The following is an 18,697-nucleotide window of genomic DNA, read 5'->3' on the forward strand; positions in this document are numbered from 1 at the left end:
ATGAGCAAGCAGTACGACATCGTGATCGCCGGCGGCGGCGTCATCGGCGCCTCCTGCGCCTACCAGCTGTCCAAGCGCGGCAATCTGAAAATCGCCCTGATAGACGCCAAGCGGCCGGGCAACGCCTCGCGCGCCTCCGCCGGCGGCCTGTGGGCGATAGGCGAATCGGTGGGACTGGGCTGCGGCGTGATCTTCTTCCGCATGACCTCGGCCAAGCGCAAGCGCGAAGCGGCCGGCGCCGCGGTGAACGTCAGCGCCGGCGCGCCGCACATCCTGCCCAAAAGCTTTTTCGACTTCGCGCTGGCGTCCAACGCGCTGTACCCGGCCTTGCACCAGGAGCTGCGGGACAAGCACGGCGTGGATTTCAAGTTTGAGGAAACCGGGCTGAAATTCGTCATCTACGACGAAGAAGACCGGCTGTACGCCGAACACATCGCCGCGCAGATTCCCCACCTGGCCAGCCAGGTGCGCTGGCTGGACCAGGCGCAATTGCGCGCCGACGAGCCCTATGTCAGCCATAGCGCCCAGGGCGCGCTGGAATTCCTCTGCGACCACCAGGTCAGCCCCTTCCGCCTGGCCGACGCCTATACCGAGGCGGCGCGGCAAAACGGCGTCGACGTGTTCTTCAACGTCAACGTCACCGGCGTGGCGCGCCAGGGCAGCCGCGTCACCGGCGTTAGCACCGCCGAAGCCGGCGACTTTTCCTGCGGCACGCTGATCAACGCCGGCGGCTCCTGGGCCGATGAGCTATGCCAATGGGCGACCGGCCTCTCCATCCCGGTGAAGCCGGTGAAAGGCCAGATCGTGCTGTCGGAGAAAATGCCCAAGCTCTTGCGCGGCTGCATCACCACCAGCGATTGCTACATCGCGCAAAAGGACAACGGCGAAATCCTGATCGGCAGCACCACCGAGGACAAGGGCTACGACGTCAGCACCACCTACCCCGAAATCCAAGGACTGGTGCAGGGCGCCGTGCGCTGCCTGCCGGAGCTTGCGCGCATCAACATCAAGCGTTGCTGGGCCGGCTTGCGCCCGGGCACCCCGGACGAATTGCCCATCCTGGGGCCGGTCGACGGCGTGGACGGATACCTGAACGCCTGCGGCCACTTCCGCACCGGCATCCTCACCTCGGCCATCACCGGCGTGCTGCTGGACAAGCTGGCGCACCGCGAGGCCCTGCCGCTGGACATCACGCCCTTCCTGGCCAGCCGCTTCGCCGAACAGCCGCGAGACTGGCGTCTGGAAGCCCTGCACGCCTGACCCCGCCGCCCGCGCCGCGGCGGTTTTTTCCGTCCGGCGCGGGCACTCATCCAGCACTGAAATCATTTTGTCATATTACTGACGTGGATTTGTCATCAATCCCTCATACCATCGCATAAGTTTTGATAAGCCAATGGCCAAGAAGGGGAGCAATGATGAAGAACAAACTGGGTTACGCCGCCGTAGTCGGCGCGCTGAGCATGATCGCCAACTCCGCTCTGGCGGACAATCTGGCCGCACTGGCGCAAGCCGCTAAAAAGGAAGGCGAGCTGACCGTGATCGGCCTGCCGCATGACTGGTGCGGCTACGGCAACGTCATCGCCGGCTTCAAGGCCAAGTACGGCATCAAGGTGAACGAACTGAATCCGGACGCCGGCTCCGCCGACGAGCTGGAGGCCATCAAGGCCAACAAGAACAACAAGGGTCCGCAAACGCCCGACGTGATCGACGTCGGCCTCTCCTTCGGCCCGCAAGCCAAGGCCCAGGGCCTGCTGCAGCCGTACAAGGTGTCCACCTGGAAATCCATTCCGGACAACGCCAAGGACAAGGACGGCTACTGGTACGGCGACTACTACGGCGTGCTGACCTTCCAGGTCAACAAGGACCTGATCAGCAAGGCGCCGGCCGACTGGGCCGACCTGTTGAAGCCGGAATACAAGAACGCCGTGGCGCTGGCCGGCGACCCGCGCGCCGCCAACCAGGCCATCCAGGGCGTGTTCGCCGCCGGCCTGTCGCAAGCCCGCGGCGACGTGAACAAATCCGCCGACGCCGGCCTGAAATTCTTCTCGCAGCTGAACAAGAACGGCAACTTCGTGCCGGTGATCGGCAAGGCCGCCTCGCTGGCCCAGGGCACCACTCCCATCATCGTGCGCTGGGACTACAACGCGCTGGCCGACCGCGACACCCTGAAGGGCAACCCCAAGGTGGAAGTGGTGGTGCCGAAGAGCGGCGTGGTGGCCGGCGTGTACGCGCAGGGCATCAACGCCTACGCGCCGCACCCGAACGCCGCCAAGCTGTGGATGGAATACCTTTACTCCGACGAAGGCCAGGTGGCCTGGCTGAAGGGCTACTGCCACCCGATCCGCTTCAACGACCTGACCGCCCGGAAGAAGATTCCGGCCGATCTGATCGGCAAGCTGCCGGACGCCGCCGCCTACAAGAAGGCCGTGTTCCCGACCATCGAGCAGCAGGAAAGCTACAAGGCCGGCATCACCAAGCAGTGGGACAGCGTGGTGGGCAGCAGCGTCAAGTAAACCTGGCGTAGCCATATCGCACCGGGCCGCCGAAGGCGGCCTTTTTACCTGGCAAGAGAAACCATATCGATGTCCGCATCATCCGACACCATGTCCCCTCCCGGCAGCAGACTCTCCAGCGGCAAACCGCAACGCGGATCCATCCTGTCCTGGCTGGGCGTCGCCCCCTTCCTGCTGTTCGCGCTGCTGTTCCTGATCCTGCCCACCGCCTTGCTGATGGTGGGCGCTTTCCAGGACGCGCAGGGCGACTTCACGCTGGGCAATATCATCCGCCTGTTCGAACCGAATATCCTCAGCGCCTACCAGATCAGCCTGGAAATCAGCGCGGCCTCGGCCATACTGGGCACCCTGCTCGGCCTCGCGCTGGCGCTGGCGGCGATACGCGGCGGCCTGCCCGCCTGGATCCGCCCGACGCTGACCACCTTCTCAGGCGTGGCGTCCAACTTCGCCGGCATTCCGCTCGCCTTCGCCTTCCTGTCCACGCTGGGCCGGATGGGGCTGATGACCATGCTGTTGCGCAAATACCTGGACTTCGACCTGTACGGCAGCGGCTTTTCCATTCTCAGCTTCGCCGGCCTCACCCTCACTTACCTGTATTTCCAGGTGCCCTTGATGGTGCTGATCATCGCTCCGGCGGTGGAGGGCCTGAAGGATGAATGGCGCGAAGCCTGCGAAAGCCTGGGCGGCTCCGGCTTCGCCTACTGGCGCCACATCGCGCTGCCGGTGCTGTGGCCCAGCCTGGCCGGCGCCGCGCTGCTGCTGTTCGCCAACGCCTTCGGCGCGGTGGCCACCGCCTACGCGCTGACCGGCAGCTCATTGAATATCGTGACCATTCTGCTGTACGCGCAAATCCACGGCGACGTGCTGCACGACCAGAACCTGGGCTACGCGCTGGCGTTGGGCATGGTTCTGATCACCGGCAGCGCCAACGCCGGCTACATCTGGCTGCGCAAGCGCAGCCACAGGGAGGCCGCATGAAAACCGCCGCCACTTCGCGCCTGGGCGCCTGGATCGCCATTTTGCTCGGCAGCGGCTACTTCCTGCTGCCCTTGATCGCCACCTTCGAATTCAGCCTGAAGATGAAACGCGAAGGCTATAGCTTCGAAGCCTACAAGGTGGTGCTGAGCGACCCCGGCTTCCAGGCCAGCTTCGGCTATTCCGCGCTGCTGGCGTTGTTGACCATCCTGGCCGGCATCCTGCTGGTGGTGCCCACCGCCTTCTGGGTGCAGCTGAAGCTGCCGCGGCTGCGGCCGCTGATCGAGTTTCTCACCCTGCTGCCGCTGGTGATCCCGGCCATCGTGCTGGTATTCGGCTACCTGCGCCTGTACGGCAGCGGCGGCTGGCTGCCGCTGACCGGCAACGAGCGCGGCACCGACCTGCTGTTGGTGTTCGGCTACGTGACGCTGGCCCTGCCCTATCTGTACCGCTCGGTCGACACCGGCCTGTCGGCGATAGACGTGCGCTCGCTGACCGAGGCGGCGCAGAGCCTCGGCAGTGGCTGGTTCGACATCCTCAGGCTGGTGATCTTCCCCAACCTGAAAACCGCCATCCTGTCCGGCGCCTTCCTGACCTTCGCCATCGTCATCGGCGAGTTCACGCTGGCCAGCCTGCTGGCGCGCCCGGCCTTCGGCCCCTATCTGCAATTGATCGGCGCCAACCGCGCCTACGAGCCGGCCGCGCTGGCCATCATCGCCTTCCTGGTCACCTGGGCGGCGATGGGCCTGATGCAGGTGGTCAGCCGCAACCGCGCCGCCCTCGGCGCCGATGAACACTGAATTGGAAACGGAAAGCATCATGGCATTTCTGCAAATCGACCATCTGAACAAGCGCTTCGGCCAGCAGGCCGTGGTCCACGACTTCAACATGAAGGTGGAGGCCGGCGAGTTCGTCACCTTCCTCGGGCCGTCCGGCTGCGGCAAGACCACGGTGCTGCGCATGATCGCCGGCTTCGAAACACCCAGCGGCGGCGCCATCCGCCTGGCCGGCGACGACATCACCCACCAGTCGCCGCAGAAGCGCGGCATCGGCATGGTGTTCCAGAGCTACGCGCTGTTTCCCAATATGAACGTGGCCGACAACATCGCCTTCGGCCTGAAGATGCAGAAGCGCGGCGCCGACGAGATCCGCCGCAAAGTCGGCGAGGTGATCGCGCTGGTGGAGCTGAACGGCCGCGAGAAACACTTTCCGCACCAGCTGTCCGGCGGCCAGCGCCAGCGCGTGGCCCTGGCTCGCGCGCTGGTGGTGGAGCCGCGCGTGCTGCTGCTGGACGAGCCCTTGTCGGCGCTGGATGCCCGCATCCGCAAAAACCTGCGCGAGCAGATCCGCGACATCCAGCGCCGCCTGGGCCTGACCACCGTCTTCGTCACCCATGACCAGGAAGAAGCGCTGACGATGTCGGACCGCATCTTCGTGATGAACCAGGGCAAGGTGGAGCAAGAAGGCGCGGCGGAAACCATCTACACCCAGCCGGCCACCGAGTTCGTCGCCCGCTTCATGGGCAACTACAACCTGCTGTCCGCGCAGCAAAGCCAGGCGCTGCTGGGCCTGGACATCCAGGGCCATCTGGCGATACGTCCGGAATCCATCCAGCTGGCCGACGCCGGCGAGGCCGGCGCCGACACGCTGCCGGCGGTGATCCGCCAACACCAGCTATTGGGCAACATCATCCGCTACCAGGTGGAGTCCCGCGGCGCCACGCTGCAGGTGGACCGTCTCAACCGCAACGCCGGCGATCTGCTGGCCAGCGGCACCGAGGTGCGGCTGCGCATCTCGCGCGAAGACATCCGCGAAGTGCGTTGAAAACCGCGGCGCGCGCAAAACGAAACCCGGCCAGGCGGCCGGGTTTTCCATATGCGGGCGCGCGCCGAGGCTAGGCCGGCTTGTCGTCGTCGCCCTGCTGGAAATACTGCATCTGCCGGCGCAGGCTGTCCGCGCGCATCGCCACTTCCTGCGCCGCCGCCGACAATTCCTCGCTGGCCGCGGCGTTGCCCTGCGACAGCTGGTTCAGCCTTTGCATCGCCTCGTTGATGCCGCCCACCCGCTGCGACTGCACCGTGGCTTCCTGCGAGATGCCGCGCACCAATTCCAGCGTCCGCTGGCTGGAGTCGACGATGTCGCTCAGCTGCCGGCCGGCGCTCTCCGCCAGCTGCACGCTGCGGTTCGCCACCTGGTCGATCTCCTTGGCCGCCGCCTGGCTGCGCTTCGCCAGCTTGCGCACCTCGTCGGCCACCACCGCGAAGCCCCTGCCGTGCTCGCCGGCCCGCGCCGCCTCTATCGCCGCGTTCAGCGCCAATAGATTGGTCTGGTAGGCGATGTCGTCGATGATGGTGGTGCGGCGCGCGATCTCCCGCATCGCCGCGATGGTCTGCTGCACCACCTGGTTGCCGTCCGCCGCCTGCCCGGTCGCGGTATCGGCCATGCCGCCGGCCCGGTTGGCGTCGCCGGCCATCTCGGCCATGCTGCGCGCGATCTCGTCCACCGCGCTGCTGGCGCCCTCCACGTCGACCGACGCGCGCGCCGCGCCCTGCGACAAGCCCTGCGAAGCCGAATTCAGCTCGGTGGACGCGTTGGCCACCGCATCCGCGTCCTGCTTCACCTGCAGGATCACCCCCGACAGCCGGTCGCCCATCTGGCGGATGTGCGCGGCCAGGCTGTGGTCGTCGCCGGCCGCCAGCGGCAGAAAGAAATCCAGCCGCCCGGCCGACAATTCGCGCATGCCCTGCGCCACCTCGTCGGGCTCGGCGCCCAGCGTGCGGATGATGTTGCGCCCCACCAGCACTGCCAGCGCGATGGGCAGCAACAGGAACAGCAGACCCAGCAGCACCAGATAGCCATGCAGGCGCGCGCTATGCGCCTGGCCCTCCACCCGCTGCCGGATCTGCTGCAGCAGGTCCTGCTGCACTTGATACAGCGACGCCACCCGCTGGCTGGCCGCGGCGAACCACTCCTCCGGCGTCGCGCTCTGCATCGCGCCGGCGCCGCGCGCCAGCACCGCGTCGCGCGCCGACTCGAACTGGCGGCTGCGCATCATGGCGTTGCGCAGCAGCGCGTCGTCGCCGCCGTACTGCCGATATTGCGTCCGGCACAGTTCTTCCTGCGACACGACGCCGCTCACCTGGCGGAAATTGGTGATGGTGAAGCTGCCCACCGTCAGCACGCCGGTGATCAGCCCGCGGGTGCGGCCGGTGTACTCCTTCTGGCAATTCACCGCCGACCACTGCAGGATCAGCGCCTGTACGTCCTGGGTCTGGGCGTTGAACAGGGTGATGATGCGGGACAGCTGCTCGATCATGTCGGAATAGCGGTTGAAGGCGGGGTCGGGCGAAATATGGCGGTTGTCGACATCGTGCCGCAGCTGCGCCAGTTGTTCCGGCCGCGGCGCGCTGGTTTCCAGGTAATGGCGCAGCGCATCAGACAGCTCTGCCTGCGGCTGGCGCAGCAGCTTCTGTAAGGCGGCGGAGGCCCCGTCGCGCGCCCGTCCCAGCTGCGCCGGCAAGGCCTGGTGCCGGTTCAGGTAGCCGTAGCTCAAGCCGCGCTCGTCCTGCAGCGACTGGATCAGCTCGCCGACCATCGCGATGTTTTCCGTCAGCGTCTGGTCTCGATTCAGCGCCTGCAGCAGCTGGCGCTGGTTCCAGGCATAGCCTATCGCCACGAAAAACAAGGCCAGCACCAGCGGCGCGATCAGCAACACCAGCTTGTGGGCAACCGTAAAGCGCACTCGCATGCTCACCCCCGACGCGCAAGAACACTTCACTATAGGAAAGACGGCGCGGCGCGCGCCAAACCGCGCGGATCAGGCCAGCCGGAGCAGATCCTCCGGCGTATCGATATCCAGCAGCACGCCGGCGTCGTCCAGCTCCAGCCGCAACGCCTGGCTCCAGTCCAGCGCGTCGCGCGCGCCGATGTCTCCGGACAGATCGAGCAAAGCCGGCAGGCACGCGCCGGGCAGGCCGCGCGGATGGCCGGCCTGGCCCAGGTAGCAGGGCAGCACCGGCCGGCCGTGCCACAGCGCCGCCGCCACCTGGCTGACGGTGTGCGGCCGCACCAGCGGCATGTCCGCCAGGCCCAGCACCAGGCCGCGGCATTGCGGCAGCGCCAGCGCCCAGGCGGCGGCGCAGGCCAGCGAATGGCCAAGGCCGGCGCGATTGAGCCGGCAGGCCAGCGGCGTCGCGCCCAACTGGCGGCACAGCGCGGCGCCGAAGGCGTCGTCCTCCGGCAGCGCCACCGCCAATACGTCCACCTGGCCGACGAAAGCCTGCAGGCTGGCTTCTAGCAGCGTGCGGCCATCCGGCAGCGCCGCCTGGCGTTTGTCGCCGCCGAAGCGCCGCCCCGCTCCGGCCGCCAGCATGGCCCCGGCTATCATGCGCGGCAAGTCCGCGCCGCGCCGGCGACGCCCGGCCGCGCGCGCTCGCTGCGGCTGGCGATCAGGTCGGCGGCGATGGAGACGGCGATCTCGGCCGGCGTGCGCGAGCCTATAGCCAGCCCCACCGGGCCGTGCAGCCGCTCCAGCTGCGCCGGCGACAGGCCGAAGTGCTCGGCCAGCCGCGCCTTGCGCTTCAGGGTGGTGGCGGCAGAACCCAGCGCGCCGACGTAATGGCAGGGCAGCCTGAGCGCCTCCATCAACGCCAGGTCATCCAGCTTGGGATCATGCGTGACCGCCACCACCGCGGTGCGGCTGTCGCAGCCGAAAGCCAGCACCAGGTCGTCCGGCATCTCGCCGGACAGACGCGCGCCGGACAGGCTCCAGCCTTGGCTGTATTCGCTGCGCGGATCGCACACCGTCACCGCGTAATCCAGCGTCACCGCGATCTGCGCCAGATAGGCGCCCAGCTCCGACGCACCGATGATCAGCAGCCGCCAGCGCGGTCCGTGCAACACGCCGAAGCCTTGTTCGTCCTCGGCGAACTCGCCCGGCGGGCCGGCGTCGGACAACGCTGCCGCGCCGTCGCGGTAGCGCACCGTCCGCCACAGGCAGCGCTGCGCGCGCACCGCGTCCAGCAACAGGCGCAGCTGGCCCGCGTCCGGCGCCGGCTCCACCGCCACCCGCAGGCTGTTGCCGCAGGGCAGCCGGTAGCGCTGGCGCTCCTCGACGCTGACGCCGAAGCTGCGCACCCGCACCGCCGTCTCCCGGCCGAAAAAGCCGCCGGCGACGATCTCCCGCCCCAGGTCATCCTCGACACAGCCGCCGGACACCGAGCCGAACACCGCGCCGTCGTCGCGGATCAGCGCCATCGCCCCCGGCGGCCTGGGACTGCCGCCGAAGGTGGACAGCACCGTCACCAACGCGGCGCGCCGGCCGGACTCCAGCCAGGACAGCGCCTGGCTCAGCACTTCCTCGACATTGCCTTGCATGGCGGCCTCAGCGCGGGCAATAAGCGCCGCTGTCCGCCCAACGCCGCACCGCCGCATGGAAGTCCTGCTGCGACAGGGGCGGCGTCGCGCGGCCGGCGCCGGGCTTCCATGCCCATTGCACCAGCGGGTCGGCGGTCATGTGCGCCACCAGCGCCGGAACGTCGCGGTTGCCGTTGCGCGTCTTGTCCAGCAGCCGCCGGCAGATCTGCCCGCCGCTCAGGCCTTCCCAGCCCATCGCCAGCGGCGCCAGGTGCCAGTTGGGCGCGCCCGGCACCAGGCCGTCGGCGGAGTTGGCCGCCTGGTGGCAGGCCATGCACATCAGCGACGGCGCGCCCATATTGTCCGGCCCGCGCCGGATCAGCTGCGCGTGCGGATGGCGGTCGTCGCCCTGGCGCGGAAAGTCGGTGACGGTATGGCAGTTCATGCAGCGCGGCGACTGCAGCACCTTGGCCACTTCGCCATAGGCCCGCAGCGACGCCGACGGGTCGCCGCCCGCCCAGGCTGCCGGCAAAGCGGCCGCCAGCGCCCAGCCCAGGATCATGGTTTTTCTCATGGCCGCCTCCTCATACCATCTGATAGCCGTGGCGGATCAGCGGCAGCTCGCGCCGCCGCTTGCCCGACGCCGCGTGGACGGCGTTGGCCAGCGCCGGCGCCACCAGCGGCACCGCCGGCTCGCCGGTGCCGCCCGGCGCTTCGTCGCTGGCGACGATGGAGACATCCACCTTCGGCGCCTGGAACATCCTGACGATCTGGTAGCCGTCGAAGTTTTTCTGCTCGACTTCGCCGTCCTTGAAGGTGATTGCGCCGAACAGCGCCGCCGACAGGCCGAACATGATGCCGCCCTCCATCTGCGCGGCCACCTGGTCGGGATTGACCACAACCCCGCAATCCACCGCGCACCAGACATGCAGCACTTTCAATTCCTTGCCCTTCACCGCCACCTCCACCACCTGGGCGACATGGCTGCCGAAGGAGGCATGCACCGCCGCCCCCAGGCCGTGGCCCTTGGGCAGCTTGCGGCCCCAGCCGGCCATCCGCGCCGCCTCGCGCAGCACCGCCTGCTCGCGCGGCGCCTTGTCCATCAGCGCCAGCCGGTAGGCCACCGGGTCGCGGCGCGCCAGCCGCGCCAGCTCGTCGATGAAGCTTTCCTTGGCGAAGGCGCTGTGCGAATGGCCGACCGAGCGCCACCACAGCACCGGCAGCGGAATCTCCGGCGTATGCAGGTCCAGCGCCAGCGCCGGCAGCGCGTAGGGCATGTCGTCGGTGCCCTCCACCGATACCGCGTCGATGCCGTTCTTCACCATCATCGGCGCGAACGGCGTGCCGGCCAGAATGGACTGGCCGACGCCGGTCTGCAGCCAGGCGGCCGGCTTGCCGTCCGCGGCTATGCCGCCGCGCACGCGGTCCAGCCACATCGGCCGGTAATAGGCGCCGGCCAGATCGTCGTCGCGGGTCCACATCAGCCGCACCGGCAGATCCTGGCCATGTTGCTTGGCCACTTCCAGCGCCTCTCTCAGCCAATCGGATCCCACCGGCACCGCGCGCCGGCCGAAACCGCCGCCAAGAAAGGTGGTATGCAGCGAAACCTGCTCCGGCTTCAGCCCGGTCATCGCCGCCGCCATGCCGGCGTCTATGGTCTGCGACTGGGTGCCGCTCCAGATTTCGCAGCTGCCCGGCTTCAGCCAGACCACGCAATTGAGCGGCTCCATCGGCGAATGCGACAGATACGGCGCCTCGTACCAGGCCTCCAGTTGCTTGGCCGCGCCGGCCAATGCGGAATCGGCGTCGCCGACGCCGCGGTAATGCTGGCCGGACCGCGACGCCAGTTCGCGGTAGTGGGCGCGCAGCCGGGCCGAATCCAGGCTGGCGTTGGCGCCGCGGTCCCACTCAACTTCCAGCAGGTCGCGCGCCTTCTTGGCCGGCCAGAAGCCATCGGCCAGCACCGCGACGCCGTTGCTGATCGCGAACACGGCCTTGACGCCCGGCACCGCCCTGGCCGCGTCGGCATTGAAGCCCTTGGGCTTGCCGCCGTAGCTGGGGCAGCGCTTGACCAGCGCCGTCAGCATGCCGGGCAGGCGGACATCCATCGCGAACTGCGCGCGGCCGTCCAGCTTCTCGCCGCCGTCCACCCGATGCACGCGGGTGCCCAGCAGCTTCCAGCGATGGCGCGGCTTCAGCGCCACCGTGTCCGGCACCGGCAGCTTGCCGGCGGCCTCGGTCAGCTCGCCGTAGCCCAGGCTGGCGCCGTTGGCGTTATTGAACACCCGGCTGTTTTCGGCGCGGCATTGCGCGGCAGGCACGCGCCAGCGCTGGGCGGCGGCGGCTATCAGCATGTCGCGCGCGGCGGCGCCTATCTTGCGGTACTGGTCGTAGCTGGACAGCGTGCTGGTGCTGCCGCCGGTGATCTGGATATGGAAGGCGGTATGGACGTAGATGGGCGCCGCCGGCGCCGACACCACCTGGATCCGGCTCCAGTCGCACTCCAGCTCCTCGGCGATCAGCATCGCCAGCGAGGTGTAGATGCCCTGCCCCATTTCCGACTTGTTGCTGACGATGGTGACGCCGCCGTCCTTCTCGATGCGGACGAAGGCATTCGGCGTCGGGATGGCGCCGCCCGCGCCGGCCGCCCGCGCCAGCCCGCCGTTCGGCAGCACGAAACCCAGGCACAAGGCGCCGCCCACCATGCCGCCGGCCTTGAGAAAGGCGCGGCGGGAGATTCCGCTTACGCTCATCTCGGTCTCCTATAACAGTTTGGCGGCGGCGTGGATCGCCGCGCGGATGCGGGGATAAGTGCCGCAGCGGCACAGATTGCCGCTGAGGGCCAGGTCGATGTCGCGGTCGCTGGGATGGGGGTTGGCGCTGAGCAAGGCGGTGGCGGCCAGCACCTGGCCGCTCTGGCAGAAGCCGCATTGCACCACGTCCAGATCGTGCCAGGCCTGCTTCACCGCCTGCGCCACCTTGCCGGCGTTGCCTTCTATGGTGGTGATGCTGTCATCGGCGGCCAGCGTGGAGATGGGCGTCACGCAGGCGCGTATCGCCAGGCCGTTCTTCAGTACCGTACAGGCGCCGCATAGCGCCGCGCCGCAGCCGAACTTGGTGCCGGTCAGGCCCAGTTCGTCGCGCAATGCCCACAGGATGGGCGTGTCCGGAGAGGAGCCCAGCTCCACCTCCTTGCCGTTGATGGAAACCTTCATGCCTGCCTCCCGTTCCGAAAAACGCGAGACGACGGCCAGGAAACGGCCGCCGTCCGGATGCGAACCGGCGCCGCGCGGTTTCCCGCCGCGGCGCCGCTGCAATCACTATAGGCGCTATCGGTGCGGACTCAAGCCGGCGGGGCTCAGCCTCCCCGCTGCAGGCAGCGCTGGTAGCGGCCGTCGACGCGGCGCGCGAACCACTCGGTGGTGAGCTTGTGGGTGAACTTGGGGCTGACCAGCACGATCTGCGGAATGATCTCGCGCGGGGCCTTGGGGCCGGCCAGCGCGAACACCTTCTGGTACAGCTGGCTCTGGCCGAAGCCGGACAGCTTCTCCTGCTGCAGATCGCGCTGCATTTCCGCATTGCTCATCCCCAGCCGGCCGGCGATGGACTGCAGCGCGCGCTGGGTGTCGCTGACCGCGCCGGACAGCACGCGGTTCATCTTGTCGGAATACAGCATGATGTCGCCGTCCAGCGCCAGCTTGCGGCCGGACAGGCGGGCCACCGCCTGCTGGAAGGCGGCGTTGCGGCTGGCGTAGCGGCCGGCGTTGTAGTCGGCGAAGCGGTACACCATTTCATGATACGGCGCCGGGTATTGCAGCAGGATGGCGGTGCCGAAGTAGACGCTGCCACGGCGGGTGAACACTTCGTCGCGCAGGCTGGAATAATTGTACGGATACGGCCAGGCGCGGACGTGGGTTTCGGCGAAGGCGACGCTGACCTGCATCGGCCCGCCGTCGCGGATCGGGTTCTTGTGCTCGAAGATGGTCTGGCCGAACGGCAGCTCGCGCACCATGTCTTCATACAGCGCGTTCATTTCGCGCTTGGTGCGCAGCGCGTCCACCCGCTGCTTGTAGGTGCGGCCGTCGGGCGATTTCTTGCTCATCGCCGCGTCCACCACGAAAGACGGTATCAGGTATTTCTGCCGGCGCTGGTCAATCTCGCCCCAAACGATCTTGGACAGATTCGGCACCACCGGATCGGAGCTGAAGCCGGACTCCTGCTCCGCCACCGCCAGCACCGCGCAGAAGAACTGCGGCGTATACGGAATCTTCAGATGGCTGAACGCGCCCATCACGTCATTGCTCCAGCCCTTGCGGTCGGGGATGCCCGGCGGCAGCAGCCGGTCCAGCAAAGCGCGGCCCTGGCTGTCGGAAATGACGGCGGGCGGCTGCACCGGCCGGGCGATGGGCAGCGACGGCGCCTGCACTGGCGCCGAGGCCGGCGGCGGCGTTTGCGGCAGTGTTTCCACCGCCGGCGCGGAGGCCGGCTCTTCCGGAACCGGCGCGACGATGGGAGCGGGAGCGGAGGCGGGATTCGGCGGCGTGGCGCAAGCGGCCAGCAGCAGGCAGCCGGATAACAGTGTCAGACGGACTTTCAAGGCGGTCTCGCAAAACGGGCAAAGCGGCAGTGTAGCCCAGCGCGGGCGCGTTTGGCATGCGCCGGCTCAACGCAGGTCGAAATGATTGATGCTGCCGTCCTGATGCATGGAGGCGATGGCGCGGTCCAAGCGCGCCAGCACCGCGTCATCCAGCTTGCGGTTGCAGGCCAAGGCCACATCCAGCGTGTCCAGCACCAGCGCCACCCGCGGCTGCGGCATGCCCAGCCGCCGCGCCAGCGACGCCACGCCGACGTCCAGCATCGCCCACAGGTCCAGCCGGCCCAATTGCAGCTTCTCCAGCCCGCCGAAATAATCGGCGCTCTCCTCCGGCGCCAGCCCGCGCGCCCTCAGCCGCGCCGCCGCCATGGTGCCGCGCATCGCGCCTATCCGCAAACCGCGCGCCTCATCCAGGCTGCGCAGCCGGCGGGCGTCGCCATCGCGCGCCAGCAGCACCAGCCGCATCGGCAGCAGCGTGGCGGTCCACTTGTAACGCTCGCCCAGTTCCGGCAGCCGCGCCATCGGCGAGCAGGCGTCGACCTGCTGCTCCACCAGCAGCCGGGCCCGCGCCTGCGGATAGGCGGCGAAGCGGAAATCGACGCCGGCGCGGCGCCCCACCTCGCGCATCAGGTCGATGCCGGTGCCCTCCATGGTGACGCCGTCGGCCGCCAGCGCGATCACCCCGGGAATCTGGGTGGTCAGCACCTGCAATGTTTCCGCGCGAGGCGCGCCGGCCAGCAGGCCGAACAGCAACAGCCCCATCCACCGCATTTCGCCGCTCCGCCGGGTTCGCACAGTCTGAACCATAGCAAAACGGGAGGCTCGCGCCTCCCGTTGTCCCTTTTCCACCTATCCGCTTAGATGCCAGCCGCCATGATCCAGCCTATCAGCAGCGGCGCCAGCGCCATGCAGAAGCCGCGCATGCACTGCATCGCCCGCGGCGAGCGGCCGGACGACAGCTCGGCCTTCACCACCGGCCAGGCCTTCCAGCCGACGAACAGCGCCAGCAACAATTCTCCGGCCGGCATCAGCAGCTTGGAGGTGACGAAATCCAGCAGATCGAAGAAATTCATCCCGCCCAGCTGGTAATCGCCCCACACGCCCAGCGACAGCGAAGCCGGAATGCCCAGCAGGAAGATGCCGGCGGCCATCAGCCAGGCGGCGGCGCGGCGCGACATGCCCCATTCGTCGATGGCGAAGCTGGTCACCACCTCCAGCAGCGAAACGGAGGACGTCAGCGCCGCCAGCAGCAGCAGGCAGAAGAACAGCACCGCGAACAATTGCCCCAGCGGCAGGTGGGCGAACACCGCCGGCATGGTGATGAAAGTGAGGCCGGGGCCGGCGGACGGGTCGAAGCCGAAGGCGAACACCGCCGGCAGCACCATCAGGCCGGCCAGGAAGCAGGTGGCCACCGTCAGCAGGATCACCCACAGCGCCGAACCCAGCAGCTTGGATTCGCGGCCGACATAGGAGCCGTAGGTGATCATGATGCCCAGGCCCAGCGACAGCGAGAAGAAGGCCAGCCCCAGCGCATCCACCAGCATGGCGGCGCTCACCTTGGAGAAGTCCGGCGCGACGAAGTAGCCGACACCCTCCAGCGCGCCCGGCAGCGTCAGCCCGCGCGCGATCAGCACCAGCATCAGCGCGAACAGCGCCGGCATCAGCAGCTTGGACAGCGCCTCGATGCCCTTCTGCACGCCGCCGGCCACCACCGCCAGCGTCAGCAGCGCGAAGCCGCCGTGATACAGCAGCGGCTGCGCCGGATCACTGATGAAACCGTTGAAAATGGCGCCCAGAGTCTTGGGGTCGGATGTCATGATGCCGCCCTGCAGCGACTTGACGATGTAGGCGATGGTCCAACCGCCCACCACGCTGTAGAACGACAAAATCAAAAAGCACACCAGCACGCCCATATAGCCGATCACCGGCCAGAAGCCGCCGGCCACCTTGCGGAAAGCGCCGACCGCGCCGGCGCCGGTGGCGCGTCCCAGCGCCATTTCCGCCAGCATCAGCACCAGCCCCAGCGTCAGGCAGATGCCGAGGTAGATGAACAAAAACGCGCCGCCGCCGTTGGTGGCGGCCACGTAGGGAAACTTCCAGATGGCGCCCAGCCCGATGGCGGAGCCGGCCGCCGCGAGAATGAAACCGAGGCGCGAGCCCCATTGAGATCTAGCCATGTCCTGTCACTTCTTTGTCGTATTGGTTTTTTGAAAGCGCATGCCGCGCCCGCGGCGCGCGAAAACGCGTTCCGTCGGAGCGGGAAAAGCTTGGGTGCCGATATCCGTCCCGGCCGGTTTGCGGCCTGGCGCGGATGTCTGATGGCGTCCTCTCCTCCCGCGGCGCGCTGCCGGCAGGCAGGGACTCGGGAAGACGGAGCCGGGAGAGGAGGCCGTCGGTTCAACGGCGGCTACCGGCGTTTCTGGGGTGGCGAAACGCGCCGGTCCTCATCGCAGATCCTGCGATACGTTTCAAAATGTAACACGATTGCGGGTGGTATCTACCAAATTAAGGCCCGACCTTGGCACATTACCCGAACGACATGGGAAATTTCCATTCAGCATGAACACCTGACCGTGAAATCTGTGCCAACTAGGAATAAGATTAAGTAAAAGCACGTAATGCCCAACGGGCGCCCTGCGCGAAAAACCCTCCTCGTCCGCCACAGGAGTTGAAGTCATGGTTACGTTCCAGGCGCTCCAGCCTTTCATCGACACCGTCCAGGGTTGCCTGATCGTGGCGTCTCCGGACGATGGCCGCATCGCATCCGCCAACCAGTTGGCCTGCATCCTGCTCGCCTGTCCCCACGACGAACTGCTGGACCGCTCCATCTTCGACTTCATCCAGGATCCGGAACTGGCAGCCGGCATCCGCGCCGAGCTGGGCAGCGACAACATGATCTATAACCGCGGCATGCAGCTGCGCACCGCCAGCGGCCGCGATTTCGAAGCGCAGTTGTCGGTGCGCAAGGTGAGCCTCAACGACCGCCCGATGCTGGTATTCAGCTTTTCCGACCGCACCGAGGCCAAGGTGATGGGGCAGCTGCTGGACTTTGAACGCCAGCTGGTGGAGCGCTCGCTGAGCATCGTCAAGACGCTGAAGGAAGAAGGCGGCCAAACCGACGACGAGGACAAGCTGACCGGCGTCGCCGGCATGCACCGGCTGCTGGCCGTCGCCAACGCCGAAACCAGCCGCGCCCGCCGCTATGGCGGCCCGCTGTCGGGCTTGACGCTGGAACTGGTCAACGCGCCGGAAATGGTGCCTGACCAGGACGACGGTTCGGCCTACGCCCATCTGATCCGGCTGGCCGGCAGCCTGTGCCTGCAAAACGCCCGCGACAGCGACCTGGTGGCGCGGCGCAGCGCCAACGCCTTCATCATCCTGCTGCCCAACACGCCGATGAGCGGCGCCAATGAAATGGGCCGGCGGCTGATCAAGTCGTTGCGCCAGCTCACCTTCGTCTATCAGGGCGCGGAACACCAGGCCGCGGCCTGCGTCGGCCTGAGCGCGCTGCGCCCGACCGAAACCAGCCCCGCCCCGATGCTGGAGCGGCTGCAGCAGGCGCAGGGAAAAGCGCGCGAAGGCGGCGCCAACTACATCATCAAGTTGCCCTGAACGGCGGCGCGCGCAAAAAACCGCCCGGCGGCGTCGCCCGGGCGGTTTTTTTTGCGTGAAGATGGCTTAGGCCAGCCGGTCCAGCAGCTTCTGGTGGATGCCGCCGAAACCGCCGTTGCTCATCACCAGCACATGGTCGCCCGACCGGGCAGCGGCGACGATGGCGTCCAGCAGCGCATCGAAGTCGGTGAAGGTTTGCGCCTTGGCGCCCATCGCCTCCAGCGCCTCGCCCGGATTCCAGTTGAGGCCGGCCGCCGAGCAGAACACCTGGTCGGCCAGCGCCAGCGAACCGGGCAGCGCGTCTTTCATCGTGCCCAGCTTCATGGTGTTGGAGCGTGGCTCCAGCACCGCCAGGATGCGCGCCTGGCCCACCTTGCGGCGCAGCCCTTCCAGCGTGGTGGCGATGGCCGTCGGATGGTGGGCGAAGTCGTCGTAAACGGTCACGCCGTTCGCCACGCCCTTCACTTCCATCCGGCGCTTGACGTTGGCGAAGCGCGACAAGGCGTCTATCGCATCTTTCACCGCCACGCCGGCATGGCGGGCGGCGGCGATGGCGGCGACGGCGTTCAGGCGGTTGTGCTCGCCCAGCAGCGCCCAGCGCACCGTGCCCTGCATCTGGCCGTTAAGCAGCACATCGAAACCGCCGTCCTCATGCAGCGCGCCCAGCTGCCAGCCGGCATCCGCGCCGAAGCGCTCCACCGGCGTCCAGCAGCCGCGCTCCAGCACGCGCTCCAGATTGGCCTCGCGGCCGTTGCTGACGATGCGGCCGTTGCCGGGAATGGTGCGCACCAGGTGGTGGAATTGGGTTTCGATCGCGGCCAGGTCGGCGAAAATGTCGGCGTGGTCGAATTCCAGATTGTTCAGGATGGCGGTGCGCGGCCGGTAATGGACGAACTTGGAGCGCTTGTCGAAGAAGGCGGTGTCGTACTCGTCGGCCTCGATCACGAAAAAGGGGCTGACGCTGGCCGGATCCAGCGCCGGCTTGCCCGGCAAGCGCGCCGACACGCCGAAATTCTCCGGGATGCCGCCGATCAAAAAGCCCGGAGCCAGGCCGGCGTCTTCCAGTATCCACGCCAGCATGGAGCTGGTGGTGGTCTTGCCGTGAGTGCCGGCCACCGCCAGCACCCATTTGTCCTGCAGCACGTTCTCCGCCAGCCATTGCGGGCCGGAGATGTAAGGCAAGCCGCGATTGAGGATTTCCTCCATCAAGGGCTTGCCGCGCGTCACCACGTTGCCGATCACGTACACGTCCGGGTTCAGTTCGATCTGCTCCGCGCCAAAGCCTTGGGTCAGGGCTATGCCCATCTCCTCCAGCTGGGTGCTCATCGGCGGGTAGACGTTGGCGTCGCAGCCGGTCACCTTGTGGCCGGCCTGTTTGGCGATGGCGGCGATGCCGCCCATGAAGGTACCGCAGATACCCAGGATGTGGATGTGCATGGTGTCGGTCAGTAAGGCGTTCAGGACAAAGTTGCTAGCATAGCTGAAACGCCATGCCGCGAAAACGCCGCGCCGCCAGCCTGCTCTCGGCAGGACGTAAGAATATTCCTTTTGACTTAAAAATTATTAAAAATTAACATATTCATTTTTTGAACTATCCTGGCAAATAAAGTCACCTCTGCGACAAATACTCTGGAGCGCAAGCTTCGCC

General features: G+C 67.4%; 16 protein-coding genes. 6 read left to right on the top strand and 10 right to left on the bottom strand.

The window, feature by feature from the left end; translation table 11 throughout:
• The 5 genes from hcnC (at position 1) to U6115_RS16470 (ending at position 5,312) form a co-directional block, all read left to right on the top strand.
• Positions 1 to 1,260, top strand: coding sequence for a cyanide-forming glycine dehydrogenase subunit HcnC (hcnC, locus tag U6115_RS16450; protein ID WP_043577954.1), 1,260 nt, complete (start codon positions 1 to 3; stop codon positions 1,258 to 1,260).
• A gap of 152 nt (positions 1,261 to 1,412) precedes the next feature.
• Positions 1,413 to 2,513, top strand: coding sequence for an ABC transporter substrate-binding protein (locus U6115_RS16455; RefSeq protein WP_043577957.1), 1,101 nt, complete (start codon positions 1,413 to 1,415; stop codon positions 2,511 to 2,513).
• 69 nt (positions 2,514 to 2,582) lie between these two features.
• Positions 2,583 to 3,491, top strand: a complete 909-nt coding sequence (locus U6115_RS16460) for an ABC transporter permease (protein WP_043577960.1) — start codon at positions 2,583 to 2,585, stop codon at positions 3,489 to 3,491.
• A complete protein-coding gene (locus U6115_RS16465; RefSeq protein WP_043577962.1) occupies positions 3,488 to 4,288 on the top strand; it encodes an ABC transporter permease in 801 nt (266 codons plus the stop codon). Before U6115_RS16460 ends, U6115_RS16465 begins: the two co-directional genes overlap by 4 nt.
• Before the next feature lie 19 nt (positions 4,289 to 4,307).
• Positions 4,308 to 5,312, top strand: a complete 1,005-nt coding sequence (locus U6115_RS16470) for an ABC transporter ATP-binding protein (RefSeq protein ID WP_043578145.1) — start codon at positions 4,308 to 4,310, stop codon at positions 5,310 to 5,312.
• Between the two features lie 70 nt (positions 5,313 to 5,382).
• On the opposite strand, the gene U6115_RS16475 is transcribed toward U6115_RS16470, so the two are convergent.
• The 9 genes from U6115_RS16475 to U6115_RS16515 all read right to left on the bottom strand — a co-directional run bounded on the left by U6115_RS16475 (position 5,383) and on the right by U6115_RS16515 (position 15,614).
• Entirely contained in the window at positions 5,383 to 7,236 is a 1,854-nt protein-coding gene (locus U6115_RS16475) for a methyl-accepting chemotaxis protein (protein ID WP_080770284.1), read from the bottom strand.
• A 69-nt stretch (positions 7,237 to 7,305) separates the two neighbouring features.
• Positions 7,306 to 7,875 carry a nucleotidyltransferase family protein gene (locus U6115_RS16480; RefSeq protein ID WP_043578151.1) on the bottom strand — a complete coding sequence of 190 codons (570 nt, stop codon included), beginning with the start codon at positions 7,873 to 7,875 and terminating at the stop codon, positions 7,306 to 7,308.
• Positions 7,872 to 8,864 (bottom strand): XdhC family protein, encoded by a 993-nt coding sequence (locus U6115_RS16485; protein ID WP_043577965.1) that lies wholly within the window; start codon positions 8,862 to 8,864, stop codon positions 7,872 to 7,874. Before U6115_RS16485 ends, U6115_RS16480 begins: the two co-directional genes overlap by 4 nt.
• 7 nt (positions 8,865 to 8,871) lie before the next feature.
• Positions 8,872 to 9,417 (bottom strand): hypothetical protein, encoded by a 546-nt coding sequence (locus tag U6115_RS16490; RefSeq protein WP_146008466.1) that lies wholly within the window; start codon positions 9,415 to 9,417, stop codon positions 8,872 to 8,874.
• Positions 9,418 to 9,427: 10 nt separating this feature from the next.
• On the bottom strand, positions 9,428 to 11,596 hold the full coding sequence (locus U6115_RS16495) for a xanthine dehydrogenase family protein molybdopterin-binding subunit (RefSeq protein ID WP_043577968.1): 2,169 nt from the start codon (positions 11,594 to 11,596) through the stop codon (positions 9,428 to 9,430).
• Positions 11,597 to 11,605: 9 nt separating this feature from the next.
• A complete protein-coding gene (locus tag U6115_RS16500) occupies positions 11,606 to 12,058 on the bottom strand; it encodes a (2Fe-2S)-binding protein (protein WP_043578156.1) in 453 nt (150 codons plus the stop codon).
• Between the two features lie 143 nt (positions 12,059 to 12,201).
• The gene (locus U6115_RS16505; protein ID WP_043577971.1) at positions 12,202 to 13,440 is read right to left on the bottom strand and encodes a DUF1615 domain-containing protein; all 1,239 of its coding nucleotides are present in this window, start codon (positions 13,438 to 13,440) and stop codon (positions 12,202 to 12,204) included.
• Positions 13,441 to 13,506: 66 nt separating this feature from the next.
• Complete coding sequence (locus tag U6115_RS16510; protein WP_053006638.1) at positions 13,507 to 14,208, bottom strand: substrate-binding periplasmic protein; 702 nt, start codon at positions 14,206 to 14,208, stop codon at positions 13,507 to 13,509.
• A gap of 86 nt (positions 14,209 to 14,294) precedes the next feature.
• A complete protein-coding gene (locus U6115_RS16515; RefSeq protein WP_043577976.1) occupies positions 14,295 to 15,614 on the bottom strand; it encodes a sodium-dependent transporter in 1,320 nt (439 codons plus the stop codon).
• Positions 15,615 to 16,113: 499 nt separating this feature from the next.
• Between U6115_RS16515 and U6115_RS16520 the strand changes: the two genes are divergently transcribed.
• Positions 16,114 to 17,049, top strand: a complete 936-nt coding sequence (locus tag U6115_RS16520; RefSeq protein ID WP_043577978.1) for a PAS domain-containing protein — start codon at positions 16,114 to 16,116, stop codon at positions 17,047 to 17,049.
• Between the two features lie 66 nt (positions 17,050 to 17,115).
• On the opposite strand, the gene mpl is transcribed toward U6115_RS16520, so the two are convergent.
• Positions 17,116 to 18,486 (bottom strand): UDP-N-acetylmuramate:L-alanyl-gamma-D-glutamyl-meso-diaminopimelate ligase, encoded by a 1,371-nt coding sequence (mpl, locus tag U6115_RS16525; RefSeq protein ID WP_043577980.1) that lies wholly within the window; start codon positions 18,484 to 18,486, stop codon positions 17,116 to 17,118.
• Between the last annotated feature and the right edge of the window lie 211 nt (positions 18,487 to 18,697).

The organism is Chromobacterium subtsugae (genome assembly GCF_035919665.1).
GTDB classification, from domain to species: Bacteria; Pseudomonadota; Gammaproteobacteria; order Burkholderiales; family Chromobacteriaceae; genus Chromobacterium; species Chromobacterium subtsugae.